Raw genomic sequence first — 23,969 nt, 5'->3', positions numbered from 1 at the left:
CAATAAACCTCCTTTTTTTCACTACCCTTCTTATTATACAAAACCAATGCTGAAGCATACGATTAATTCGCCTGAAAAACGGGTAAATGTTTTTATCTATTTCTTTTAAAAAAATGAAACTTTTTGTTTTGTTTTTCGTATTACATCAGATCATGACAAAGGTGAGGAGGTGCCTTCACACATATGGCCATTACAGTATTGAGGATTGTCTTGCTTGCACTTCTTATTTATTTTATTTACATGTGCGTCAAATTTTACGCAAACCCGAAAAGAAGGCTCAGACTGGCGCAATCAAAAGAGAATTTTTATTTTATTGACGAACAGAAAAACACGCGAAAAAATCTCCAGCTTACTTATAAAGGAGTGCTCTTTGAAGGAGAAAAGCATATCCCTTCCAAAGATCATCCGCTGTTTATCCATACAATATTTGTATGGACCGAAAATCCGGAAAAGCTGAACCGCTTTTCTGCAGATGATTTTGAAGAAGTCGAAAAAAAGGTATTGGAGCGGTATCCGAATTGCAAGATTGATTGGGACCAGCCCATCAAAAAAGCGAAAAAAGCAGGCGAGCGATAAGCTCTCCTGCTTTTTATTTTTTATACATCAAATACATGAGCACAAGGGCGGCTTCAGTGAGAAAAAGCAGCGGCACCCCGTATAAAAAGGATTTGTGCTTCGTCTTATGCCTGAAGGTGCGCATGCCGATCCATACGCCGAGTGAGCCGAACATGGCGGCTGTGAGCCATATTCGTTTCTCTGATATTCTCCACCTGTGCGCCTTTGCTCTTCTTTTATCAGCGCCCATGATCCAAAAGCCGTATCCGTTTATCAATACGGCGTAAATGAAGAGAGCCATTGATTGTCACCCTTTACGTAAAAAAACCGCTCCCGGAAAGAGAGCGGCTTTTTCAACTTACTTGTCTAACTGAGCTTTAGCAGCATCAGCAAGCTGATTGAAAGCAGTAAGATCGTTTACAGCAAGATCAGCAAGCATTTTGCGGTTTACTTCGATGCCTGAAAGCTTAAGACCGTGCATTAAACGGCTGTAAGAAAGACCGTTCATACGTGCAGCAGCGTTGATACGAGTAATCCAAAGCTTACGGAAATCACGTTTTTTCTGACGGCGGTCACGGAATGCATAGTTTCCTGATTTCATGACCTGCTGGTTTGCTACTTTGTATAATGTATGTTTTGAACCGAAATAACCTTTTGCTAATTTAAGAACCTTTTTACGACGCTTACGTGTAACAGTTCCGCCTTTTACTCTTGGCATTAGATTTCCCTCCTAATTGTTCCTTGTCCGATTACTTGATGTTGGCAAGCTGTTGTTTGATGCGTTTGAAGTCTCCTGCGCTCACAATAGCACCCTTGCGAAGCTTACGCTTTTGCTTTTGGGATTTGTTGGCGAATAAGTGACTTGTGTATGCATGAGAACGTTTTAACTTCCCAGAACCTGTCTTTTTAAAACGTTTAGCAGATCCGCGGTGAGTTTTCATTTTTGGCATGGGATTTCCTCCTTATTGCTTTTCGTTTTTCGGCGCGAGCATTAAGAACATGCTGCGGCCGTCCATTTTTGGTTTTGTTTCGACTGTCGCAACTTCCGCACATGCTTCAGAGAAACGGTCCAATACGCGCTGGCCGATTTCTTTATGAGTGATTGCGCGCCCTTTAAAGCGGATAGAAGCTTTCACTTTATCGCCTTTTTCAAGGAATTTAATCGCATTGCGCAATTTCGTGTTAAAGTCATGCTCATCGATCGTCGGACTTAATCTAACTTCTTTTAAGTTAATGATTTTTTGATTTTTGCGTGCTTCTTTGTCCTTTTTCTGCTGCTCGAATCGGAACTTACCGTAGTCCATGATGCGGCAGACAGGCGGTTTTGCATTTGCTGCAACTAACACAAGGTCAAGATTTGCGCGGCCGGCGATTTCAAGTGCTTCCTGACGGGACTTGATGCCGAGCTGATCGCCATTTTGTCCGATCAGACGAACTTCACGTGCACGGATACCCTCATTAACCAATTGATCTTTGCTAATAATGAGCCACCTCCATAGTTTCTTCGAATTGATTCACAACGCTTTTTGACTGCATTCTGCAGGCAAACAAAAAGTGCGGGCATGATAACACACCCACACTACGAACATCTGCATAAATAAAAATGTACGGTCAACCTGCCAACTACATGAATGTGTCAATCAGGTGAGAAGCGGGTGCCTCTGCTTGTGATTTATATTCAATTCAATAACTATTCTACACAATACCGGATCATTAGTCAAGAATGACTTCTCCGGATCAACTTTTTCATTTTAACACGATGCCGGGGTGAGCGCAAGGAAAAATGTGAAATTTCGTTCTTTGCCGCCCGCGGACGTGCCAACACAATAAAAAACCCGGGTCTATGACCCGGGTTTATCCTCCGATGAGCTGAACGAATACCGGAATGACCAGCACCGTCACCACTCCTACAACGACAACCGCGATACTTGCCATTGCCGCTTCTACTTCCCCCATCTCAATGCCGACCGCAACACCGAGTGCGTGTCCGGATGTGCCGAGAGCCAGTCCCTTAGAGATTGGGTGCTTTACTTTAAACAGTTTTAAGAATAAAGCGCCAAGAGCATAGACGATAACGGCGTTGAAAATAACGGCGAAAGCGGTGATGTCGGTGATGCCGCCGATCCCTTTTGACAGCGGAAGGGCAATTGCCGTTGTCGCCGCCTGCGGAAGCATGCTTTTCATAACGGCCGCGTCAAGATGAATGCCTTTTGCGATCAAATAGACAATCGTGACTGAGCAGATAGAGCCGACAATGATGGAAGACATGATCTGCCACCAGTATTTTTTCAGCTTGGCACGCTGTTTGTATAAAGGGATGGCAAAAGCGATCGTCGCGGGCTCCAGGAAGAATTTAATAATGTCTCCTCCGCTTTTATAATCTTCATATGAAAAACCGCCGAGCTTCAGAAAAAGAATTCCAAGCACCATCGCGACAAACAGCGGGGTGAAGAGGAAAAAGCCTCTCGTTTTTTTAAATAAATACGTGCCGATGCCAAAGGCCGCAAGCGAAACAACAATACCGAAATATGGACTCATCCGTTTTCCCTCCTAATGCTGCACAAGTTCGTTTTCCTGATTGGAACGGCGCACCGTTTGTTTATCAGCCGGAGCAGCCTTCTGACGTTTTTGGCTGACAGACAAGATCAGCTGAGAAAAAAGGCCCGTCGCCCCTAACAGAATGATGGTGGCGAGTAAGATGACGATTGCGATCTGCACGCCGTACTGCTGCATGACGCCAAGTGAATTCATCACGGAGATGCCCGACGGGACAAATAAAAATCCGATCAGTGACGTTAATGATGTTCCCAGCGTTTCTACTTGTTCAAGCTTAATCACTTTCAGGCATAAGAGGACAAATAATAACACCAAACCTACTACGGAAGCGGGTATAGGAATGGGGACAATCGCTGCAATCCCATTAGATATGAGCATAATTACGGCAAAAATAAATGCTTGTGTCAGAAATCCGTACACTTTTTTCGCACTCATTTTCTTCACCTCTTTCTCTTTGTTAGGTCCATTATAAAAGAGAAATCGATTTTTAAAGCGCTTTCATAACAAACGGCTGAATATTCATTCTGAAATGCAAAAAACGGCTGCTGAAATGCAAAAGCCGCCTCATATAATATGAAGCAGCTTTTTTAAGTCCTTTGCGTATGTACGGCTGACGGGAATTTTAGAGCCGTCTTTTAAGATCAGATTGTAAGTCGAATTAAACCACGGATGAATTTCCGTAATATGCTCCGTATTCACAATGAACGCGCGGTGCACTCTCAAGAAACCCGTATCAGGCAGTTTTTTCTCAATGACCGCCAAAGTTTCATGAACGGAATAAGACGCGGCAAACGTTTTGACGGAAACGTGTCCGTCCTCCATGCCGGCGTAAATAATGTCCTTCGTATCTAAAATGACTATAGATTCACCGGCTGATACAGCCAGTTTATGCGCTCCGGCTGCGGACGGCTGCTCCGAGACGGCTCCTGCCCTGTCCTGCTTCACTCTTTTAAACTTTCTGATCGTCTGGCGCACTCTTTCTTCATCAAAAGGCTTCGTTAAATAATCGAGTGCGTCGACTTCAAAAGCTTTTAAAGCAAATTGGTCATACGCCGTCGCAAAAACGACGGCCGGCGGATTTTTCATGTTTTTCAGCCGTTTGGCAATATCAAATCCGTTTTCTCCTGACAAATCAACGTCCAAAAACAGCAGATCCGGTTTTTGATCCATCATACTGTCAAAAGCGGATTCAATATTTTCAGCTTCGTTTATGTCACTTACTTCATTCGTCCGTTTCAGCAAATAAGCTAATTCATCTCTTGCCAGCATTTCATCATCAACGATTAACACCTTCAGCATGTTCTTCTCCTTTAGTCATCAGTTTCAAAGGCAGTTCAAATGATACGTCCGTACCTTTGCCGGTCTCACTTTCCAATCGCAGGGCTGCCTTGGGGCCGAACAGCCCGATCAGCCGCTGATTTAAATTGTAAAGCGCGGTTCCCGTCCCTTCTTTAGACGGGAGCGGACGGTTTCCGAGCACGGACAGCAATTCCGGATCAATTCCCCGCCCGTTATCTCCAACCCGCATTAAAACCGACTGACCGGCGGATACCACGCTCACATTGACGGCACAGCTGTCCTGCTTTCTTGAAAATGCATGGCGAAGCGCATTTTCGACGAGAATCTGCAGCACAAAAGGTGGAATTTCGATGTCCTCCAAACCGCGTTCGATTTCAAGACTGATTTTATATTTCCCGGGAAAACGGGCCTGCTCCAATGATAAATACGCCTGCAGATGGTTCAGTTCTTTAGAAAGCGGGATGAGCAGCTGCCTTGCCCCCTGGAGATTGGAACGGAAATAGACGCTGAGCTGCAGCAGAAGCTTTCGGGTTTTTTCCACATCCGTACGGCAAAGAGCAGAAATCGTATTGATCGCATTAAACAGAAAATGCGGATTGACCTGTGCTTGAAGCGCTTTTATTTCTGCGTCTTTCAGCAATTTGCTCTGCAGTTCCGCCTCGCCGAGTTCAAGCTGTGTGGAAAACAGCATGGCGAGTCCTTCTGCAAGCTCTTCTTCAACCCGGCTTAAACCTGACGGGCTTTTAAAGTACATTTTCAGCGTCCCGATCGTTTTGCCGTTTGACGTCAGCGGCAATACAATCGCCGCATGCAGCGGACAGGGATCGTGCGTGCATTCAATTTCTTCCTTTGATGTCGCTTTCATAATATGACCCGTTTTAATAACGCGCTTTGACAATCCGGTAATCAGGCTTTCAGACGGAATATGATGGTCGGCACCCGCGCCGACGTGCGCCAAAATCTTTTCGTTATCCGTAAGCGATACCGCGTCCGTTCCTGTTTGCCTGTGAATGATGGCGGCGACGCTTTTGCATGAGCTTTCATTCAGCCCCTGGCGGAAATACGGAAGCGTCTGATCGGCAATCATCAGCACCCTGTGGGTTTCAAGGGCTCTCGCCCGTTCTTCCTTCCGGATAATCGACTGAATGATCGAAAGAAAAATAAAAGTCCCTGACCCGTTTACCAATATCATCGGGATGCCGATGATGCTCACAAGCGTCCAAGCATCAGAAAACGGCTTGGCCATCAAGAGGATGAGCAGCATTTGCAGCGATTCCATTCCGAGTCCGACAAGCGCGGCCACCCGCGGTGTCGGCATCCTGTAGCGTTTTCTGAAATACCGTCCGATCCAGCCGGACAAAATGCCCGCTAAAACGGATGAGACGGCACAGCTGACTGCGGTCGCGCCGCCGAGTGATAAACGATGCAGGCCGGCCAGTATGCCGACGCCGATCCCCACATACGGACCGCCTAAGAGTCCGCCGATTTCAACGCCCATAATTCTTGTATTGGCAATTGAACCGGACGGATTAATTTGAAACACCCAGTCATTATTCATGATTGTATTCCGCTGAATTTCTATTCCCGTATAGTTGCTGATGATACTGAACAGCGAGAAAATTGAAATCAGCACCGCTTTGCCTTTATAGCTCTCAGGCTGCTGGAGCGCCTGTCTGAACAATCTGGTATGAGCCAGAACAAATCCCAATATGACGATAATTCCGACTCTTTCCAGCATCATGATGATCAAATGCAGCATACTTTTCACCTGTTCTTTCAAATTTTATTTTATCACGTTTTAGAGCCTGAGACAGAATCTGACACAAACCTGCCTGTTTTTTTCAAATCATCTGAAAACAAATCTTTCACAGTCTATGTATCTATTGTAGAATAAACGGGAGCCTTGCGGCAGAGAGTTTCAGAATATAACAAAGAGGAGAAGATCATGAAAGCCGTATTTTTTGATTTGGACGATACACTGTTATGGGATGAAAAAAGCGTCAGAACAACATTCAGGGAAACATGTTTACAAGCGGAAAAAAAATATGGCCTTGACCCGCAAACATTTGAAGAGGCGGTACGGAAAGCGGCACGGGAATTGTATATGTCATACGAAACCTATCCTTATACGGTCATGATCGGCATTAATCCGTTTGAAGGATTATGGGCGAATTTTTCCGAGCCGGTCAGCGAAGGATTTAAACAGCTGAATCGGATTGCGCCGGAATACAGACGAAACGCCTGGACGAACGGCTTAAAAAGCGTCGGTATAGACGATGCGGCTTACGGCGAATATTTGGCGGAGTTTTTCGCGGCGGAACGCAGACAGCGCCCGTATGTGTATGATGAAACGTTTGCGGTGCTTGATAAGCTGAAAGGTGTTTATGAATTGCTTCTGCTGACAAACGGCGATCCCAGCCTGCAGAAAGAAAAACTAGCCGGCGTTCCTGAGCTCGCGCCTTATTTTAATGAAATCGTCATCTCAGGCGCTTTCGGAAAAGGGAAACCCGATGCCTCCATATTCGAACATTGCCTCGGCCTCCTGAACCTGAAAAAAGAAGACGCCATTATGGTCGGAGATAACCTCAATACTGATATATTGGGAGCGAAACGGGCAGGCATTACGACAGTCTGGATAAACCGGACACAAAAGAAAAATGATACGGACATTGCGCCTGATTACGTGATCAGCGATCTTCACGAGCTGTTTGCGATTATAGATTAACAAAAAGAAAGATAATTTTATACGCTAAAAAACCCCATTCTGAATGAACGGGGTTTTTTGTATTTCCGGTTATTTTTTCGCTTCGGCTACAGCCTTTTTCACAAAATCGTCCAATGAGACGGTTTCTGATTTCTGCTCGCCGTATTTCCGGACGTTTACCGCGCCGTTTTCCGCTTCTTGGTCACCGACCACAAGCATGTACGGGATTTTTTGCATTTGCGCTTCACGGATTTTATAGCCGATTTTTTCGTCCCGGCTGTCAAGCTCGACACGCAGGCCTTCGCGCTGCAGGCGTTCCTGCACTTTTTTCGCGTAGTCAAGATGCACGGACGGTGATACAGGAATGACTTGGAATTGCACCGGCGCAAGCCATGTCGGAAGGGCGCCTTTGTGCTCTTCGATTAAGAAAGCAACGAAACGTTCCATCGTTGATACGACGCCGCGGTGAATAACGACAGGGCGGTGCTGTTTGCCGTCTTCTCCGACGTAAGTGAGATCAAAGCGTTCCGGAAGAAGGAAGTCAAGCTGTACAGTTGACAATGTCTCTTCTTTGCCGATCGCCGTTTTCACCTGCACGTCAAGTTTAGGGCCGTAAAATGCCGCTTCGCCTTCCGCTTCATAATAGTCGTGCCCCATCTCATCCATTGCCGCCTTCAGCATGGATTGCGCTTTGTTCCACATCTCATCATCATCAAAATATTTTTCCGTATCTTCAGGATCGCGGTAAGACAGGCGGAATGTGTAATCACTCAGGCCGAAGTCTTTGTATACGTCTTGAATCAAACGGACGGTGCGGATGAATTCTTCTTTAATCTGATCAGGGCGGACGAAAATGTGCGCGTCATTTAATGTCATGCCGCGTACGCGCTGAAGACCTGAAAGCGCCCCGGACATTTCATAACGATGCATCGTTCCGAGCTCGGCGATGCGGATCGGAAGCTCGCGGTAGCTGTGAATGTCCTGTTTGTAAATCATCATATGATGAGGACAGTTCATCGGACGGAGCACAAGTGTTTCATTGTCCATTTCCATCGGCGGGAACATTGTATCCTGATAATGATCCCAGTGCCCTGATGTTTCGTACAGGTCTTTGCTTCCGAGGACAGGCGTATACACATGCTCATAACCGAGGCTCAGCTCTTTATCCACAATGTAGCGCTCGATCACGCGGCGGATGGTCGCGCCTTTCGGCAGCCAGAGCGGCAGACCTTGTCCGACTTTTTGAGAGTTGGCAAACAATTTTAATTCTTTGCCCAGTTTTCGGTGGTCACGCTCTTTCGCTTCTTCAAGCATGCGCAAATGCTCTTTCAAGTCATCCTTTTTAAAGAAAGCCGTGCCGTAAATCCGCTGAAGCATTTGGTTTTTGCTGTCGCCGCGCCAGTATGCGCCCGCAAGGCTCAGCAGCTTAAATTCTTTAATTTTGCCTGTAGACGGCACGTGCACGCCGCGGCACAGGTCAAAAAATTCGCCCTGCTCATAAATAGAGACCGTTTCGTCTTCTGGAATCGCATCCAGCAGTTCAAGCTTCAGATTATCGCCGATTTCCGCAAACATGGCTTTTGCTTCATCACGGCTCACTTCTTTTCGGATGATCGGCAGATTTTCACCGATGATGCGTTTCATTTCTTTTTCAATCTTCGGAAGGTCATCCGGCGTCAGCGCCTGCTCCATTTCAACGTCATAATAGAACCCGTTTTCAATGACGGGGCCGACTCCGAATTTCACATCTTTATAAATGCGTTTAATCGCCTGGGCCAATAAATGCGCCGTGCTGTGCCGCATGATGTTCAAACCTTCTTCTGTGCCTTCTGTAATGATTTCTACGGCACCGTCCTCTTGAATCGGCGTTCTTAAATCAATTTCCTGTCCGTTCAGTTTTCCGGCTAAAGACTTTTTCTTTAATCCCGGACTGATGGATGCCGCGATATCTTCTGTTGTAGTTCCTTTCGGAAATTCCTTTACCGCTCCGTCCGGAAATGTGATGTTGATCATATCTGACATCTTCGTCACTCCTTTTTTTATGCAAATCAAAAACCCCGCCCCCTATGAAAGGGACGAGGTTAAATAAACGGAATCGTGGTTCCACCCTTTTTTCCGCGCGGCCGATTGCTTCGGCACTGCGGCTCTAAGCTCTGTAACGGGAGTTCCCGTCAGCTATTACTGGCGCTTATTCCGGCGTTCACAGCTGAAGTTCAAAGGCGGTAAAGACAATGATCCATAGCTGGAAAGCTTTCAGCCTGGGCTCTCCTCTCTTATAAAGCCGGTATCAATGCTTCATGTCCTTATCAATACGTGTAGCAATCATTAATCTTTTATGTATTATAAAATGTCTGTGAGAAAAATGCAACTCGGTTTTCCGTCTGATTTCGCACAGACAGCCCTGCCGCTTACACAAGGCCGTCCGTGCGGCTATCCTTCCGTCTTCTCGGCTGCAAACGCGCCCAGCGGAAAAAGGCGCACCCTCTCCTGAAACACGTTTTGAATGGTTCTTGACATCATATGTTCCGGTTTGTCCGTATACAGTTCGACCGTCTCAGGCGCAATGGAGATCAGCGGCGCAAGGAGATGGGAATCTATATACATCGGGTGCTCCCGCACAAACCGTCTGTCTATGTATTTTTTCTGTTCCCGTTCTGACACATAGCGCAGCTCCCACAGCGTAAAAGCCCGGTCATGTACGATGCGGACTTTCTTCATCCGCGGCGGATTGGATGTCACATAATCTCTCAGAGACTGGATAAAGTTTTGATATTCCTGTTCCATCTGGTATTCATCTATCGCGGCCTCCGCATATTCTCTGAGCCTCTCATAATACCTGCCGAGCCGGAACGTCTGAAACGAACGCACGGAAAAAACACCCGCATCAAGTGAAATCGTCCGGAGCGCATCTGAAATAAACTGTGTGCGCGGCTCTTTCTTCGGCTCAAACGGATGATCCTCAAGCTCTCCTTCCATAATGCTGTGTGCAAGCTGAAGGATTTGCTGCTGTTCATCCTGATCGGTGAAGCAGTATGCGTCCTCAATAAGCGAAAGCATATGCTCGTCTTCTTTGCATTCCAAAAAAAACCTGACAAGTATCGGCTCAATAAAGCGCTGAACGCAAAAAGCCGTTTCAGACCTTGCGATTCCGACTTTTTTTATGCCTTCACGGACAATAAAATGTCTCCGGTCGTCCGATTGCTGAATGAGATGTAAAAAAGCGGCGGTATCGTGGTCATCTTCAAAGATCACTTCAAGCATATTTGTCCCCCCTTACGGCATCTGTTACAAGTATATGGGGGATGTTTTTAAAATAGACGTAAAGGTTAGCTTTCACCGCCGAACAAATGACGCACCTTCTTTTTAAATATAACGGGAAGCGATAAAAATACGATGTAAAGACAGATCACACAGAGTACGGTCAGCACATTGCCGGACATAAAGCTCGCGCCGAGCACATTCAGGACGATCGTCCCCGGAATGATGCCCGCTGCGGTCGCCAAAAAATACGTTACCGGCCTGACTTTCGATAGGCCCGCGGCATAGCTGATCACATCAAAGTTAACAGGCAGAATGCGCAGGATAAAAATATAAAAGAAGCCATTGGTTTTCATCTGCTTTTGAATGGCTTCCATTTTTCCATGACGGCTTTTCTCATTAAAGGCAAACAGCCCCGCCGCAAAAAAAGACGCGGCGGCAGCGCCCATTGAGCCCGCCAGCGTATACATGGTGCCGAAAAACGGGCCGAACGCCAATCCTCCGGCGACGGAAACGATTGATACGGGAAACAGCACAAAAGGCCTGACGATGGAAATTCCGATAAACACAAGCGGCGCAAAAACACCGAACGATAACACCCACAGCCGGATCTCCTTAGGCGACAGATTCAGATATTTGCGGTTTGCCCACAGCAAAAGACCCGCTCCCGCCGCAGCCGCAGCCCAAGTGACAGCCTTCTTATTCCTCATTCCCTCAAATCCTTCCCATTGGACGCCGGCATCATGAACGGCGGCGGTTTTCCCCGTCAAGACGGACGGGCGAAGCCAAATATAAAATCCGCTCCATCAGTCTTGCCGCTTTTACTTCTTCCTTTTCTCCCCGCTGTGAATACGTAAAATGATGCTTCAGCTCGTCTGGTGAAAAATTAGACGAGAAGAAAGTGGGAAGCTGCTGGCTCATTCTGTGCTGAAGCACGGTGCCGATGACTTCATCCCTGACCCAGCTTGTCATTGACTCCGCTCCGATGTCATCAAGCATCAGTACGGGCGTCGTTTTCACCATATTCAGTTTCGCCTCCAGCGACTGATCCTGAAGCGAGTTTTTCAGCTCTCTGACAAATTCGGGAACATATACGATCATTGATGAATACTCTTTTTCCGCCAGTTCGTTGGCAATGGCGGCTAAAATAAATGTCTTTCCGATTCCGAATTTTCCGTACAGATACAGCCCTTTGCCTTTTCCCGTTTCATTATAGCTCTTCAGAAAATCCGTCACATGCTGGAAAATGCCGAGTCTGCTCGGATCGGTAATGTCGATCTGCTGAAACGTCGCGCCGAGAAGTTCCTGCTGGATATACATGCTCTTCATCAGGGACTTTTGCCTTTTCTGGCGGTCGAGCTTTCTCTTTTCCGGACATTCGTAATATTCAATATCAATGGAACGCCCGTTGATCACAAGCTTCGGATGGTAGCCTTCAAGCAGGCTGTTCGTCCGGCTGTCTTTCGAACAGAAGGCGCACTGTTTGCTTTGCTGAACGAATTCGTACAGTTTATTTAACCCTCTGTCAATCATGCTTTGATTGATAACATCTTTCTGTTCCTTCAAAAAAGCCTGGACGTCTTCGTCGGCCATAACTTGCTGCTGCATTCGTTCCAGGCGTTTTTGAAAGTCAGGTCTTTTCGTCACGCCTTCTAAGGATCGGCTGATCGGTTCCATTCAATATCACCCCGCTTCTCTGTCTCAATAGGCAGAGTATTTTTTCAGTTTTTTCATTTCTTCCATCATTTTTTTCTTCTGTTCTTCAAGATCCTGTGCGGAAAGAGCCGTCTGTTCTTGTTTCTTCCCGGTTTCTTCTTCTTTCATCCAATCAGGGCGCTTTTCTTCCCGGACGGTTTTTTTGCCGCGCGCCGCGCCGTTTGTTTTGCCGTCCGCCCAATCAAGATATTGCCTGTGCTCTTCGATTGCGAGCTTCATTGCTTCCCGTACCGTTTTGACTTTCTTTCTGGCCCAGTGGGCGGCGATTTTTTGGATATAGTTTTTGGACAGCTTCATATCCGTTTTCAGCATGACATAATAAATCAGCACATTGGTGACGCCGGGCTCAAGCTTTTGTTCGAACATAATATCGGCGATAATCTGCAGGTCGGCTTTTGACGGCTCGGTCCCGTCCGCAATGTCCTGGAGAAGCTTTCTCGGTGATATGGTCTCAAGCTGTGCGATGAGTTCGCCGTTCAATGAATCGTCCTTTTCCGTCCGGTTTTCTCTCAAGGTGACAGGCTGTGTTTTATCAATCAGTTCGGGAAGCTTGCCGCTTCTTTCAATTTGGTACCAGTCGCTGGCCGCTTTCCTCAGCGCTTCGGCCGTTATCGTATCCTGTTCATTAATTGCGGTCATGACGACGTGCTGCATGGAGATAGGATCTATTCCGTATAAATATGAAAGCTTTTTAATGCTCTCCCGCACATCCTGTGTGATTGATTTGCGCGGTATCATCGTTTCTGATAACCCCGCCAAAAACAGCTCAAAATCAAACACTTCCTCCGTCACCGTATAGGAAGGCGCTTGTCCGACAGACGCCGTCTCATAGTCCTCGGGGAGCTTCATCGCCTCTTCCATATCAGGCGTCATTTTCCATTCACTCGGCTGAAAAGAGGCAAAAGCGTGATTAAACGGACGGGTAATTTCCCTTGCGCCCGCGCCGACGGAAGGGTGCGTGTAAAATTGTCTCAGCTGCTGGTATTTCGTTTTACCGACTCTGTTATAAAGAAAGACATTCAGCATGCCGTCTTCAAAAAAATCATTCGGCCTGAGCGGGGGCAGCAGCTCATAAATAAACATCCGCTCTTTTTGCTCGGACTCCCGGATATACACTTTCAGCAGTCCGATTCCTTCAAGCTTTCCCTGTTCATGATGAATCTTTTTTAAATTTGACTGCATCATGCCCATCAGCTGCCTGTGCGTGGATTCCGCTCCCCACAAGCGGTTCTGCTCAAGCTCCCCCCACAAGGTCATATAAAGGGAGAATGCAAAAGAACCGATCAGCGGCTGGTACAGATGTGTCAAAACCTGTCTGTCGACATCCTGAAGAAGCGAACGGCTTTTGACCGTATAAGGATCTACAGGCAATACGTCATTCCAATAGTCAGCCATGATTCTCAAACCTTCCGATATGTTTCTACTCTCATTTTACACCGTTTCTGCGATCTATCAAATGCCAATTTTGCTCATGAGAAAAGAGCCAGACACAATCTCTTAGCTCTCTCAGCGTTCTTTCTTTATTAAATCTTTCAATTCATCGATAAACACGTTTATATCCTTAAACTGCCGGTAGACGGAGGCAAAGCGGACATAAGACACCTCATCGATTTTCGCCAGGCGGTCCATTACCATTTCACCGACAAGTTCGCTTTTGACTTCAGATACGCCTTGGTTTCTCAGCTCTTTTTCAATGTCAAAGCACATGTCTTCCAATGTTTTCAAAGGAACGGGCCTTTTTTCACAAGCTTTAATTAACCCGCGCAGCATTTTTTCACGGCTGAATTCTTCCCGGACGCCTTCTTTTTTCACGACGATCAGAGGCATCTCTTCAAACTTCTCAAATGTAGTGAAGCGGTAATGGCAGGCTTCGCATTCCCGCCTTCTGCGGATTGATTTCCCTTCGTCCGCAGGCCGTGAATCAAGTACGCGGGAACCGTTATGCTGGCATGAAGGACATTTCAAATTGGATCAGCTCCCATCTGTTTCGTTGCTGTAATGCGGTTCGCAAGCTTCCGGTAAATGCCCGCCAACGTTTCTAGGATGAGCCTATTTGTTGGGAGAGCCGATAGACCGGCCTTATCTTTTCTATTTTACAAAAAAAATGCTTAAAGAAAAAGCAATGCTGTTTTTTTACATTAGAAAAGGAGCATCAGCTTCAAAGCGCGTAATGGCTTTTTCAGCTTAGCTCCCTTGTGTTTGCGTTTTGAAAATTACAGTACTTTCGCTTGTGCCTGTTTAATCTGTACAGGCCCCATTCCTCTCGGTATTTCAATGTTTTCTCTTGTATCTGCATGTAATGCGTCCGCAATGTAATCCGCAGCCACATTAGGATCCAGGTCTCCACAAGTATAAACATCAATGCTTGCATATCCGTGTTCAGGAAAACTGTGAATCGTTAAATGTGACTCAGAGATAATAACGACTCCGCTTACGCCTTGCGGTGCAAATTTGTGAAATGCGACCTCGCGCACTTCAGCTCCTGATTTCAAAGCAGCATTTACAAACGTTTTTTCAATAAAATCCATGTCATTGAGCTTATCAAAATCGCATCCCCACAGCTCGGAGATGACGTGACGCCCCATTGTTTCCATAATCATGGACCCCCCTTAACAAGAATTAAAAAAGTGAATTTCCGAGAACTGACCCGGCCATTTACCACGGGGGAAAGTTAGTCCGGAGAGGTCCTAACCCTTTAAGTAATTCCGAAGCAGTCACGAGCAAGAAGTTCACGAAAGATAGTATACTGTGTTTAAGTTTATTTTGCAAGGTGTGTTTTTTGCGAATATGCCGTTAAGGGTTTTTTTCTAACAAATGTCCATGAACTTTAGTCTACACAGCTGACGGGTGTTTCATTCGCGCGGCGACGTGACGGATAAGATCAACGACCCGGCAGGAATATCCCCATTCATTGTCATACCAGGCGAGCACCTTTACTTTTCGGTCTTCCATCACCATCGTTGTCAGTCCGTCGATGATCGCAGAGTGTGAATTCGTATTATAATCCGAAGAAACGAGCGGCTCATCCGAATAATCAAGAATTCCGTACATCGACGTTTTTGCGGCTCTTTGGAAAGCGGCGTTCACTTGCTCGGCCGACACATCTGTTTTCAGATCGCAGACAAGGTCCACTAATGACACATTCGGAACGGGAACACGCAAAGCGAGACCGTGAAGTTTTCCTTTCAAATGAGGCAGCACGAGCGACAGCGCTTTAGCGGCGCCTGTAGAAGTCGGAATGATGGATTCTCCGCACGCTCTCGCCCTCCGCAGATCTTTATGCGGATTGTCGATATTTTTTTGATCATTCGTGTAAGCGTGAACAGTCGTCATCAGGCCGCTTTCAATCCCGAATTCCTGATCAAGCACTTTGACGACCGGCGCAAGACAGTTTGTCGTGCAGGATGCATTTGAAATAATGACATGTTCATCGGGATTGAACTGCTCTTCATTTACTCCCATGACAATGGTAACGTCTTCATTTTTGCCCGGAGCCGTTAAAATGACTTTTTTCGCCCCTGCTTCAATATGGCTCATCGCTTTTTCTTTTGAATTAAATTTCCCCGTTGCCTCTACGACGATGTCTATTCCGCATTCTTTCCACGGAAGCTCTCTCGGGTCCCGGCGATTGAACAGCATAATATGTTTTCCGTTGACGATCAGGCTGTCGCCGGCGGTCTCAACTTCTTGATGGTATTTGCCGTGAATTGTGTCATACTTTATCAAATGAGCAAGCGTTTCCGGGGGATAGCTTGCATTAATGGCTGTTATTTGAATTTGATCATCTTCCATTGCTTTTCTGAACACCATTCTTCCGATTCTTCCAAACCCGTTGATTGCTACTTTTACCTTCATGCTCAGGTCACCCCTTTTTAATATGCCACTCTAATTTACCTTTATTTATATATAGTATAACACATTAAAAGAAATCCGCCAGTACAACTTGATAAAAATCCACCCTTATACCGATCAATATGTTGTTCAATCGGTTTTTTTGCATATAAAATGATCTTTCTTCCATAAAAAAAGCAGGATCAGCGTCTCAGGCTGCCTGCTTTTTTCTTATATTTGTCCCGGTTCTTTAAATTTGTCATTTAAAATGCTGTCCTCTAAAACGGAAGACACCTCGCCGTACCGTTTAGCAATATGCATCGCGCCCCAGTCACACAGCGCATTTAAAATTCTTTCCAGACTGTGCCCGTATTCACTCAGCTCGTATTCCACTTTCGGCGGCACCTGATTGTACACGATCCGGTTGATGACGCCGTCAGCTTCCAGCTCCCGCAATTGCTGTGTCAGCATCTTCTGGGTGATGTCCGGCATAAGCCGCTTCAATTCGCTTGTCCGTTTTTTCCCGCGCATAAGGTGGCAGAGGATCACACACTTCCATTTTCCGCCGATCACTTCAAGCGCCGCCTCTACGGATATATTGTATTTTTTCTTCAGCAACGGTAATTCCTCCTCATCTATAGGAACTAAAAAGTGCCTATGGCACTTAAAAGTACGTTCTTTTCAATGACACTTCTATCAATCATAATGACATTTGCCGGCTGAAAAGGAATGTACTCTTATACTTATATCGTTTACCCGGCATCATTTCAACCATACATTATCGTTTAAGGAGGAAAACAGATGTCTTCACATCGCCAAAGCTATTTACCAGCGCTGCTGGCATTAGCCGTCAGCGCTTTTGCGATCGGCACAACCGAATTTATCAGCGTCGGACTGCTGCCGCTTATATCTCAAGATCTGCATATACCTGTGACAACGGCGGGACTTACCGTTTCCATGTATGCTCTGGGCGTGACATTCGGCGCGCCGGTTTTAACGTCTCTCACATCCGGCATGTCGCGGAAAACGCTGCTGCTCTGGGTGATGTTGATTTTTATCGCCGGAAATACACTCGCAGCGAGCGCTTCCTCAATCGGCGTCTTACTGGCGGCACGGGTCATTTCGGCTTTTTCCCACGGCATTTTCATGTCAATCGGGGCAACGATCGCCGCCAATATCGTGCCGGAGCATAAAAGAGCAAGCGCGATTTCCATTATGTTCACGGGGCTGACGGTGGCTACGGTGACCGGCGTTCCGTTCGGCACCTATCTCGGCCAGCAATTCGGATGGAGAATCGCATTTGCCGTGATTGTGGCGGTAGGAATCATCGCATTCCTCACAAACGCGCTTCTCGTTCCGTCTCATTTGCGCAAAGGGACGAAAACCGCATTTTCCGAGCAGGTCAAACTCGTCACAAACGGCCGGTTATTGCTTTTATTTATTATTACAGCGTTAGGCTACGGCGGAACGTTTGTCGTGTTTACGTATTTATCTCCGCTTCTTCAGGAGGTAACCGGTTTTCAGAAAGAAACCGTCGCGGCCATCCTGCTCATTTACGGAATTGCGATTGCCATCGGAAACATGATTGGCGGCCGTTTATCAAACCGTAATCCGCTGAAAGCCTTGTTTTATATGTTCATTGTCCAGGCTGCTGTGCTGTTTGTCCTGACTTTTACCGCGCCGTTTAAAACAGCCGGGCTGATCACCATTATTTTCATGGGGCTGTTGGCGTTTATGAATGTGCCGGGGCTTCAGGTATATGTCGTGATGCTGAGTGAACGTTTTGCGCCAAGCGCCGTTGATACAGCTTCAGCCTTAAATATCGCGGCATTTAATGCCGGAATCGCGATCGGCTCGTTTGCCGGCGGAATCATTACAGACTCAATCGGAATCATTCATACCGCTTGGATCGGGGCGCTGATGGTGCTCAGCGCGGTCGTATTAACCGGATGGAGCAGGAAGCTGGAAAAGCGGGATCGCACTGCCCTTGAAAGGAGGTGAGTTTTTCTTCAGCGCATTTTGATTTTTTTCAACAGACAAATAATAGGAGGAATATATACATGACAACACATTTACAAGCAAAAGCAACATTGCATAACGGAGTAGAGATGCCTTGGTTCGGCATCGGAGTTTTCAAAGTAGAGGAAGGCGCGGAACTCGTCAACGCGGTGAAAACGGCATTGGTGCACGGCTATCGCAGCGTTGATACCGCCGCGATTTACGGAAATGAAGAAGGTGTCGGCGAAGGGATCCGCCAAGGGCTGCAAGAAGCGGGATTAAAACGTGAAGACATTTTTGTCACGTCAAAAGTATGGAATGCCGATTTAGGATATGAAGAAACGTTAAAAGCGTTTGACACAAGCTTAGAAAAACTCGGTTTAGATTATTTAGATTTATATTTGATCCATTGGCCTGTCGAAGGAAAGTACATCGATGCGTGGCGGGCGCTCGAAACCCTCTACCGGGATGGACGCATTAAGGCGATCGGGGTCAGCAATTTCCAAATTCACCACCTGAAACATCTCATGAAAGAAACGGAAATCAAGCCGATGATCAACCAGGTGGAGTACCACCCGCGCCTGACACAGAAAGAACTGCTTGCTTTCTGCACTGAACAAGGCATTCAGCTTGAAGCGTGGTCGCCATTGATGCAAGGGCAGCTGCTTGATCACCCCGTCTTACAGGAGATTGCTGAGAAATACGGCAAATCAGCCGCTCAAGTGATTTTGCGCTGGGATTTGCAAAACGGTGTCATCACCATTCCGAAATCAACTAAAAAACACCGTATTGAAGAAAATGCAAATGTCTTTGATTTCGAACTGTCAGCTGAAGATATGAAGCGGATTGATGATCTGAACGAAAATCTCCGTGTCGGTCCGGACCCTGACAATTTTGATTTTTAACCAGAAAAACACCGTTCGGCTTTCCGAACGGTGTTTGTTTATGCCCAGCCGCTCAATACTTCCTCAAGCTGGTGCTTTGTATATTCAAGACTGCCGCTGTTATCAATGACGGCGTCAGCTTTTTTTGCTTTGTCCGCTAAAGGCATTTGCGACGTTATCCGGCTCATCGCTTCTTCTTCTGTCAGGGAATTCCGCTCCATCAGCCGTTTGAGCTGAATGTCTGCCGGTACGGTGACGACGAGCACTTTGCCGACAAGATAATCAAGCCCGCTTTCATACAAAAGCGGTATATCCAAAACGACGAACTGCTCTTTTCTCGCAATGGCTTCATCCCGCTGTTTCAGCATTTCCGCACGCACTGCCGGATGAACGATCTGATTCAGCTTCAGACGCTTCTGTTCGTCAGTGAAAACGATAGAACCGAGTTTTTTTCTGTCAATATCGCCATTTTCCAGCAGGATGTCTTTTCCGAATGCTTCCACAATTTGTCCGTAAGCCGGCATTCCTTTTTCCACCGCCTGTTTCGCGATGGCATCCGCATCAATGACTGTTATTTTTTTGTCGATCAGCATACGCGCTACCGTGCTTTTGCCGCTTGCGATGCCTCCCGTTAAACCGATGACCAAGCTCAAAAAGCCCACTCCTTCTTACATTTTCCAAATCCCGATGATAATCAGCAGGACTCCCGGCAAAAATGTCATTTTATCTATCCAATTCCACCTTGAAAGCAAATGCCCCGCGTTTATGCCGAGTGAAACAAACAGCGAGCTCATCACCCCGACAGTCACGCTCATCATAACCGGAGAAAAGCCGAGAATGGCCGCTCCCAGCCCGGCGCCAAACGCGTCAATGGATAAGGCGATACCGAGCAGAAGCGCCTCGACTCCGTTAATGGTTCCGGATTGATCAATATCGGCGCTGGTCGGTTTTTTCAAAATATGAATGACGATGCCGAGCGATTTCACTTCAAGATTAAGCAGCGTTTTTTCATGCAATAAGTAATCCGGCTCTTTAGCCGGTTTAAAAAATTGCCAGATGACCCATGCCCCTATTCCGATTAAGATCAGCCCGCCCAGTTTCTCCGTGACGGATACGGGAAAAATCTTTGTCAGAAAATGGCCGATCAGCATGGATATAAACATCACAGAGGCTGAACAGCAGGCGATCACGGCAATCGCTTTGAACGGGATTTTCATTTTTCTCAAACCGTACGTAAACCCGACTGAAAAACTGTCCAAGCTGACAGCAAAAGCCAAAAGCAGCAAAGAAACAATCTCCATATCCGTTTCTCCCTTTCTCTTGATCGGCAATTGTGACATATGCCTATTGGGTGAATCACAATATATATATGGAGAAAGGTCATCAACTGTGTTAGAAAAAAGTCATTCTGCTGCCGCCTGCTTGAACAGCTTCAGTTTATGATTTTTTTTGGCAGCGGGCGCAAAAATGAGTGCCCCTTCCGCCGACCACGATTTTAGAAATCATCGTGCCGCACGTTTTGCACGGTTCATCCTTTTTGCCGTATACGTAATGTTTGAGCTGAAACATTCCGATCTCCCCTTGAGAATTGATATAAGACCGGACGGTGCTCCCGCCCGCGTCAATCGCTTCCTGAAGGGTGTCTTTAATTTCTGTATGAAGCGTTTTTATCTGCCCGTCCGACAGACTGTTCGCTTTTGTTTCAGGATGAATACGCGCCCGGAATAAAGCTTCATCGACATAAATATTGCCGAGGCCGACGACCGCTTTTTGGTCGAGCAGGGCGGTTTTTACCGCGCGGTTCGTTTTTGCAAGCCGCTCTTTTAAATAAGCGGCGGTAAATGCTTCATCATCGGGTTCGGGCCCGAGCTGTGAAAGCGGTAATGCATTCCGTTCCTCTCCCGGCGCAAACAAATGCATCGTGCCGAATTTCCGGACATCCCGGTAGCGGAGCTGTGTTCCGTCCGTCATGTGAAACACGACGTGCACATGTTTATCGTCAGGCTCATCGGCCTGATGAAGACCGTATTTCCCCTCCATACGCAGGTGGGACACCATGACATAATGATCCAAATGGAAAAGCAAAAACTTTCCCCTTCTTCCGATGGATCGGATCGTTTCTCCTGCAATCTGCCGCGCGAATTCCTCCGGCTCGGCGGGTTTTTTGATGATATTCGGCCATCTGATATCCGCCGATTCAATCGTTTTCCCCTTCACAAGACCGGTCAGAGTGCGCCGGACCGTTTCAACTTCTGGTAATTCCGGCACAATCATCACTTCCTTTTTTTCTGTTTATTTTGCATCGTACCAAGACGGCCCTGAAGCATAATCCGCCTTCAGCGGCACGTCTAATGCCAAAGCATGCTCCATTACTTCAGGAACCAGCTTCTCTAATATTTCAATTTCTTCCTTAGGCGCTTCAAAAATCAATTCATCGTGCACCTGAAGCAGCAGCCGCGCCTTCAGGTTTTTTTCTTTCAGCTCAGCTGCCATGTCAATCATGGCTTTTTTAATAATATCGGCGGCGCTTCCCTGAATCGGCGTATTCATGGCCGTCCGTTCCGCAAAGCTCCGCAGGTTGAAGTTGCGGCTGGTCAGCTCAGGGATATAGCGGCGGCGCTGCATAAGTGTCGTCACATATCCTTTTTGTTTCGCTTCCTGCACCGATTCTTCCATATACGCCTTGACGCCCGGGAAGCTCTCCAAATAGCGGTCAATAAAAGCGCCCGCTTCTTTCCGGGTGATGCCGAGGTTTTGCGACAGCCCGTAATCACTGATGCCGTAAACGATCCCGAAATTGACGGCCTTTGCCTGGCGGCGCATCGCTTGTGTCACTTCATCTTCACTGACATGAAACACGTCCATGGCGGTTTTTGTGTGAATGTCCATGTCATTCGTAAACGCTTCGATCAGATTTTCATCTTTTGAAATATGCGCAAGCACCCTTAATTCTATTTGTGAATAATCGGCGGCGAAAATAAGCCAGTCCGGTTCGGACGGTACGAAAGCCTGACGGATTTTCCGCCCTTCCTCCAGCCGGATCGGAATATTTTGCAGGTTCGGATCCGTTGAGCTGAGGCGTCCGGTTTGAGTCAATGCCTGATTGAATCGTGTATGCACCTTATGAGAATCCTTGCGCGTGACTTTCAGCAGCCCTTCAATATAAGTCGATTGGAGTTTGCCGATTTGTCTGTATTGCAGAATGTATGCGACGATATCATGTTTGTCTGCGAGCTTCTCAAGCACATCAGCTGAAGTGGAATAGCCTGTTTTTGTTTTCTTTACTGGCGGCAGACCGAGTTTTTCAAACAGAATGACGCCGAGCTGTTTTGGTGAATTGATGTTAAACGGCTCACCGGCGATGTCATGGATTTTTTCTTCATATTCTTTCAGTTTTGCCTTGAGCTCTTCTCCCATTCGCTTCAGTCTTTCCACATCCACTTTGACGCCCATTGATTCCATTTCTCCGAGAATTAGCGCAAGCGGGAGTTCAAGATCTTCATAAAGCTCAAGCTGATTATTTTCTTCCAAAGCGTCAAGCAGTTTGTCACGGAGGCTGTTAACGGCAGACGCTTTCCGCGCGAGATGATCGGCAAGCTCTTTTTCAGCGGGAACGGCGCGTTTTGCGCCTTTTCCGTATACTGCTTCATCTTTTGAAACGATATTCAGCCCGTATTCTTTCGCTACGCTCGCGACATCGTCGTACGAATTGCCCGGGTTTATAATGTAGGCAGCAAGAAGCGCGTCAAATTCCGTTCCCTTCAGCTCAATTCCCTGCCAGCGCAAAGCGACGACGGAACGTTTGCTGTCGAACACCCACTTTTTCATCGATTCATCTTCAGCCCAAGATTTAAAAGCTTCAGACTGAATGGCGATTTCTTTCGGAATATAATAAAGACCTGTTTCATTCACGATGGAAAAGCCGAGGATCGGTTCTTCGTGATAGTTATCACCGATTTGTTCGACGACCAAAGCGGACGGCGAAACAAGCATATCTTCGGTGATTTCTTCTGCCGTTTCGACATTGATGTCTTCAAAATTTTCTTCCGCCGTTTCCCCGCTTTCTTCACCGAGCCGCTCAAGAAGCGTATTAAAACCGAGGTCTTTAAAAATGGCAACAACTTGTTCACGGTCAAACCCTTGGTAATCTAAATCTTCGGGCTTGACTTCAATCGGCGCATTTGTCATAATCGTCGCCAGCTCTTTGCTCATCAGGGCTTGTTCCTTATATTCTTCAAGCTTTTCTTTTAATTTTTTTCCGCTGACTTCATCAATGGAATCAAGCAGTTTCTCAACCGAATGGAACTGCTTTAAGAGCTTAATCGCGGTTTTTTCTCCGACGCCGGGGACGCCCGGTATGTTATCGGATGAATCTCCCATTAATCCCTTCATATCAATGATTTGCAAAGGAGTCAGACCGTACTTTTCCCGCACGTGCTCCGGCGTGTAATCTTCTACGTCGGTAATGCCTTTTCTCGTAATGGCAACGGTCGTTTTCCCGGTTGCAAGCTGGGTTAAGTCCTTGTCCCCCGAAACGACCTTCACTTCGAAGCCGTCTTTTTCAGCAGATACGGCAAGCGTGCCGATAATATCGTCCGCTTCATATTCAGGAAGCTCGTAGCGGCTGATGTTGTAGGCATCGAGGAGCTCACGGATGAACGGCATCTGTTCTGAAAGCTCCGGCGGCGTTTTTTGTCTTCCGCCTTTATATTCTTTAAACGTGCTGTGGCGGAAAGTGGTTTTTCCCGCATCAAAAGCCACCAGCATATGGGTCGGTTTTTCATCCTCCAGCATTTTCATTAAAATCATCGCAAACCCGTATACGGCATTTGTATGAATGCCTTTTTCATTGCTTAAAAGCGGCAATGCAAAAAACGCCCGGTACGCCAGACTGTTTCCGTCGACAAGCACTAATTTTTTTCGTTCCGTCATTCAATATCCTCCTAAGAGCAAAAGCTCGTCATTCCTCTGTTTTTTAATCTCACAGCTTCTCTTATTTTAACAAAGTTCAATTTGAAAGGAAAATGAGCGGACCCCGTGAAAACGCAAAAAAGGACGGGAACAAGAAAACGCGTTCCCGCCGTCAAAATTGGCTCCTTGGATGAAGGGGTTCTGTTATATCCTAACAAGATAGGTTTAACAGGTCATGAAGAAATTGTTAATCCTTT

General features: G+C 46.7%; 25 protein-coding genes and 1 other annotated feature. Of the genes, 4 read left to right on the top strand and 21 right to left on the bottom strand.

Annotated features, from left to right (window positions below):
• The first annotated feature begins 183 nt into the window (after window positions 1-183).
• Complete coding sequence (locus AC2CGA_RS12730; RefSeq protein WP_014305553.1) at window positions 184-576, top strand: hypothetical protein; 393 nt, start codon at window positions 184-186, stop codon at window positions 574-576.
• Between the two features lie 13 nt (window positions 577-589).
• Here AC2CGA_RS12730 and AC2CGA_RS12725 read toward each other — a convergent pair whose 3' ends face one another.
• The 8 genes from AC2CGA_RS12725 to AC2CGA_RS12690 all read right to left on the bottom strand — a co-directional run bounded on the left by AC2CGA_RS12725 (window position 590) and on the right by AC2CGA_RS12690 (window position 6,169).
• Window positions 590-856, bottom strand: coding sequence for a DUF1294 domain-containing protein (locus AC2CGA_RS12725; protein WP_003152496.1), 267 nt, complete (start codon window positions 854-856; stop codon window positions 590-592).
• A 57-nt stretch (window positions 857-913) separates the two neighbouring features.
• Window positions 914-1,273, bottom strand: a complete 360-nt coding sequence (rplT, locus tag AC2CGA_RS12720) for a 50S ribosomal protein L20 (protein ID WP_003152495.1) — start codon at window positions 1,271-1,273, stop codon at window positions 914-916.
• A 31-nt stretch (window positions 1,274-1,304) separates the two neighbouring features.
• Window positions 1,305-1,505: a 50S ribosomal protein L35 gene (gene rpmI / locus AC2CGA_RS12715; RefSeq protein WP_003152493.1), complete on the bottom strand. Its 201-nt coding sequence runs from the start codon at window positions 1,503-1,505 to the stop codon at window positions 1,305-1,307.
• Between the two features lie 12 nt (window positions 1,506-1,517).
• Window positions 1,518-2,039: a translation initiation factor IF-3 gene (gene infC / locus AC2CGA_RS12710; RefSeq protein WP_071543361.1), complete on the bottom strand. Its 522-nt coding sequence runs from the start codon at window positions 2,037-2,039 to the stop codon at window positions 1,518-1,520.
• A gap of 58 nt (window positions 2,040-2,097) precedes the next feature.
• Window positions 2,098-2,228: a sequence feature (ribosomal protein L20 leader region), on the bottom strand.
• Between the two features lie 181 nt (window positions 2,229-2,409).
• Entirely contained in the window at window positions 2,410-3,093 is a 684-nt protein-coding gene (lrgB, locus tag AC2CGA_RS12705; protein ID WP_003152487.1) for an antiholin-like protein LrgB, read from the bottom strand.
• Between the two features lie 12 nt (window positions 3,094-3,105).
• The gene (gene lrgA, locus AC2CGA_RS12700) at window positions 3,106-3,546 is read right to left on the bottom strand and encodes an antiholin-like murein hydrolase modulator LrgA (RefSeq protein ID WP_239819212.1); all 441 of its coding nucleotides are present in this window, start codon (window positions 3,544-3,546) and stop codon (window positions 3,106-3,108) included.
• Window positions 3,547-3,675: 129 nt separating this feature from the next.
• Window positions 3,676-4,410 carry a LytR/AlgR family response regulator transcription factor gene (locus AC2CGA_RS12695; protein WP_014305554.1) on the bottom strand — a complete coding sequence of 245 codons (735 nt, stop codon included), beginning with the start codon at window positions 4,408-4,410 and terminating at the stop codon, window positions 3,676-3,678.
• The gene (locus AC2CGA_RS12690; RefSeq protein ID WP_083058800.1) at window positions 4,388-6,169 is read right to left on the bottom strand and encodes a sensor histidine kinase; all 1,782 of its coding nucleotides are present in this window, start codon (window positions 6,167-6,169) and stop codon (window positions 4,388-4,390) included. Before AC2CGA_RS12690 ends, AC2CGA_RS12695 begins: the two co-directional genes overlap by 23 nt.
• A 186-nt stretch (window positions 6,170-6,355) precedes the next feature.
• Between AC2CGA_RS12690 and AC2CGA_RS12685 the strand changes: the two genes are divergently transcribed.
• Window positions 6,356-7,135, top strand: coding sequence for an HAD family hydrolase (locus tag AC2CGA_RS12685; RefSeq protein ID WP_182274772.1), 780 nt, complete (start codon window positions 6,356-6,358; stop codon window positions 7,133-7,135).
• 69 nt (window positions 7,136-7,204) lie between these two features.
• Here the strand turns inward: AC2CGA_RS12685 and thrS are convergent, their stop codons facing one another.
• From thrS to AC2CGA_RS12640, 9 genes are all read right to left on the bottom strand, one after another.
• A complete protein-coding gene (gene thrS / locus AC2CGA_RS12680; protein WP_484480208.1) occupies window positions 7,205-9,136 on the bottom strand; it encodes a threonine--tRNA ligase in 1,932 nt (643 codons plus the stop codon).
• A 408-nt stretch (window positions 9,137-9,544) separates the two neighbouring features.
• The gene (gene ytxC, locus AC2CGA_RS12675) at window positions 9,545-10,375 is read right to left on the bottom strand and encodes a putative sporulation protein YtxC (RefSeq protein ID WP_484480207.1); all 831 of its coding nucleotides are present in this window, start codon (window positions 10,373-10,375) and stop codon (window positions 9,545-9,547) included.
• A gap of 65 nt (window positions 10,376-10,440) precedes the next feature.
• Complete coding sequence (locus AC2CGA_RS12670) at window positions 10,441-11,082, bottom strand: TVP38/TMEM64 family protein (protein ID WP_003152477.1); 642 nt, start codon at window positions 11,080-11,082, stop codon at window positions 10,441-10,443.
• Between the two features lie 31 nt (window positions 11,083-11,113).
• Entirely contained in the window at window positions 11,114-12,049 is a 936-nt protein-coding gene (gene dnaI, locus AC2CGA_RS12665) for a primosomal protein DnaI (protein ID WP_069473534.1), read from the bottom strand.
• Between the two features lie 24 nt (window positions 12,050-12,073).
• The gene (gene dnaB / locus AC2CGA_RS12660; protein ID WP_003152474.1) at window positions 12,074-13,483 is read right to left on the bottom strand and encodes a replicative helicase loading/DNA remodeling protein DnaB; all 1,410 of its coding nucleotides are present in this window, start codon (window positions 13,481-13,483) and stop codon (window positions 12,074-12,076) included.
• 111 nt (window positions 13,484-13,594) lie between these two features.
• On the bottom strand, window positions 13,595-14,053 hold the full coding sequence (nrdR, locus tag AC2CGA_RS12655; protein ID WP_003152473.1) for a transcriptional regulator NrdR: 459 nt from the start codon (window positions 14,051-14,053) through the stop codon (window positions 13,595-13,597).
• A 248-nt stretch (window positions 14,054-14,301) separates the two neighbouring features.
• Window positions 14,302-14,682, bottom strand: coding sequence for an adenosylmethionine decarboxylase (gene speD / locus AC2CGA_RS12650; protein WP_003152471.1), 381 nt, complete (start codon window positions 14,680-14,682; stop codon window positions 14,302-14,304).
• Between the two features lie 238 nt (window positions 14,683-14,920).
• Window positions 14,921-15,943 carry a glyceraldehyde-3-phosphate dehydrogenase gene (locus AC2CGA_RS12645; protein ID WP_015387868.1) on the bottom strand — a complete coding sequence of 341 codons (1,023 nt, stop codon included), beginning with the start codon at window positions 15,941-15,943 and terminating at the stop codon, window positions 14,921-14,923.
• A 207-nt stretch (window positions 15,944-16,150) separates the two neighbouring features.
• Window positions 16,151-16,537: a winged helix-turn-helix transcriptional regulator gene (locus AC2CGA_RS12640; protein ID WP_003152469.1), complete on the bottom strand. Its 387-nt coding sequence runs from the start codon at window positions 16,535-16,537 to the stop codon at window positions 16,151-16,153.
• Window positions 16,538-16,720: 183 nt separating this feature from the next.
• Between AC2CGA_RS12640 and AC2CGA_RS12635 the strand changes: the two genes are divergently transcribed.
• Together AC2CGA_RS12635 and AC2CGA_RS12630 are read left to right on the top strand one after the other, a co-directional pair.
• Window positions 16,721-17,920, top strand: a complete 1,200-nt coding sequence (locus AC2CGA_RS12635; RefSeq protein WP_014305559.1) for an MFS transporter — start codon at window positions 16,721-16,723, stop codon at window positions 17,918-17,920.
• Window positions 17,921-17,979: 59 nt separating this feature from the next.
• On the top strand, window positions 17,980-18,822 hold the full coding sequence (locus tag AC2CGA_RS12630; RefSeq protein WP_014305560.1) for an aldo/keto reductase: 843 nt from the start codon (window positions 17,980-17,982) through the stop codon (window positions 18,820-18,822).
• Window positions 18,823-18,860: 38 nt separating this feature from the next.
• Here AC2CGA_RS12630 and coaE read toward each other — a convergent pair whose 3' ends face one another.
• From coaE to polA, 4 genes are all read right to left on the bottom strand, one after another.
• The gene (gene coaE / locus AC2CGA_RS12625) at window positions 18,861-19,454 is read right to left on the bottom strand and encodes a dephospho-CoA kinase (protein ID WP_349686256.1); all 594 of its coding nucleotides are present in this window, start codon (window positions 19,452-19,454) and stop codon (window positions 18,861-18,863) included.
• A 15-nt stretch (window positions 19,455-19,469) separates the two neighbouring features.
• The gene (gene ytaF, locus AC2CGA_RS12620; RefSeq protein ID WP_014305562.1) at window positions 19,470-20,102 is read right to left on the bottom strand and encodes a sporulation membrane protein YtaF; all 633 of its coding nucleotides are present in this window, start codon (window positions 20,100-20,102) and stop codon (window positions 19,470-19,472) included.
• Between the two features lie 136 nt (window positions 20,103-20,238).
• A complete protein-coding gene (mutM, locus tag AC2CGA_RS12615; protein ID WP_015387866.1) occupies window positions 20,239-21,069 on the bottom strand; it encodes a DNA-formamidopyrimidine glycosylase in 831 nt (276 codons plus the stop codon).
• Window positions 21,070-21,093: 24 nt separating this feature from the next.
• The gene (polA, locus tag AC2CGA_RS12610; protein WP_014305564.1) at window positions 21,094-23,733 is read right to left on the bottom strand and encodes a DNA polymerase I; all 2,640 of its coding nucleotides are present in this window, start codon (window positions 23,731-23,733) and stop codon (window positions 21,094-21,096) included.
• Window positions 23,734-23,969 lie beyond the last annotated feature (236 nt).

The sequence above is a fragment of the Bacillus sp. SYZHCR11 genome, assembly GCF_057196865.1.
The sequence above is the reverse complement of the archived record's forward strand: the minus strand, read 5'-3'. Positions and strand labels throughout refer to the sequence as shown.

Excerpts from the sequence above, each read along its gene's own strand:
- lrgA (WP_239819212.1), bottom strand. The coding sequence starts at position 3,546 with ATGAGTGCGAAAAAAGTGTACGGATTTCTGACACAAGCATTTATTTTT.
- AC2CGA_RS12630 (WP_014305560.1), top strand. The coding sequence starts at position 17,980 with ATGACAACACATTTACAAGCAAAAGCAACATTGCATAACGGAGTAGAG.
- AC2CGA_RS12725 (WP_003152496.1), bottom strand. The coding sequence starts at position 856 with ATGGCTCTCTTCATTTACGCCGTATTGATAAACGGATACGGCTTTTGG.
- rpmI (WP_003152493.1), bottom strand. The coding sequence starts at position 1,505 with ATGCCAAAAATGAAAACTCACCGCGGATCTGCTAAACGTTTTAAAAAG.
- dnaB (WP_003152474.1), bottom strand. The coding sequence starts at position 13,483 with ATGGCTGACTATTGGAATGACGTATTGCCTGTAGATCCTTATACGGTC.
- AC2CGA_RS12670 (WP_003152477.1), bottom strand. The coding sequence starts at position 11,082 with ATGAGGAATAAGAAGGCTGTCACTTGGGCTGCGGCTGCGGCGGGAGCG.
- AC2CGA_RS12695 (WP_014305554.1), bottom strand. The coding sequence starts at position 4,410 with ATGCTGAAGGTGTTAATCGTTGATGATGAAATGCTGGCAAGAGATGAA.
- AC2CGA_RS12690 (WP_083058800.1), bottom strand. The coding sequence starts at position 6,169 with ATGCTGCATTTGATCATCATGATGCTGGAAAGAGTCGGAATTATCGTC.
- AC2CGA_RS12635 (WP_014305559.1), top strand. The coding sequence starts at position 16,721 with ATGTCTTCACATCGCCAAAGCTATTTACCAGCGCTGCTGGCATTAGCC.
- thrS (WP_484480208.1), bottom strand. The coding sequence starts at position 9,136 with ATGTCAGATATGATCAACATCACATTTCCGGACGGAGCGGTAAAGGAA.
- ytaF (WP_014305562.1), bottom strand. The coding sequence starts at position 20,102 with ATGGAGATTGTTTCTTTGCTGCTTTTGGCTTTTGCTGTCAGCTTGGAC.
- lrgB (WP_003152487.1), bottom strand. The coding sequence starts at position 3,093 with ATGAGTCCATATTTCGGTATTGTTGTTTCGCTTGCGGCCTTTGGCATC.
- dnaI (WP_069473534.1), bottom strand. The coding sequence starts at position 12,049 with ATGGAACCGATCAGCCGATCCTTAGAAGGCGTGACGAAAAGACCTGAC.
- speD (WP_003152471.1), bottom strand. The coding sequence starts at position 14,682 with ATGGAAACAATGGGGCGTCACGTCATCTCCGAGCTGTGGGGATGCGAT.
- AC2CGA_RS12645 (WP_015387868.1), bottom strand. The coding sequence starts at position 15,943 with ATGAAGGTAAAAGTAGCAATCAACGGGTTTGGAAGAATCGGAAGAATG.
- rplT (WP_003152495.1), bottom strand. The coding sequence starts at position 1,273 with ATGCCAAGAGTAAAAGGCGGAACTGTTACACGTAAGCGTCGTAAAAAG.
- polA (WP_014305564.1), bottom strand. The coding sequence starts at position 23,733 with ATGACGGAACGAAAAAAATTAGTGCTTGTCGACGGAAACAGTCTGGCG.
- AC2CGA_RS12730 (WP_014305553.1), top strand. The coding sequence starts at position 184 with ATGGCCATTACAGTATTGAGGATTGTCTTGCTTGCACTTCTTATTTAT.
- ytxC (WP_484480207.1), bottom strand. The coding sequence starts at position 10,375 with ATGCTTGAAGTGATCTTTGAAGATGACCACGATACCGCCGCTTTTTTA.
- AC2CGA_RS12685 (WP_182274772.1), top strand. The coding sequence starts at position 6,356 with ATGAAAGCCGTATTTTTTGATTTGGACGATACACTGTTATGGGATGAA.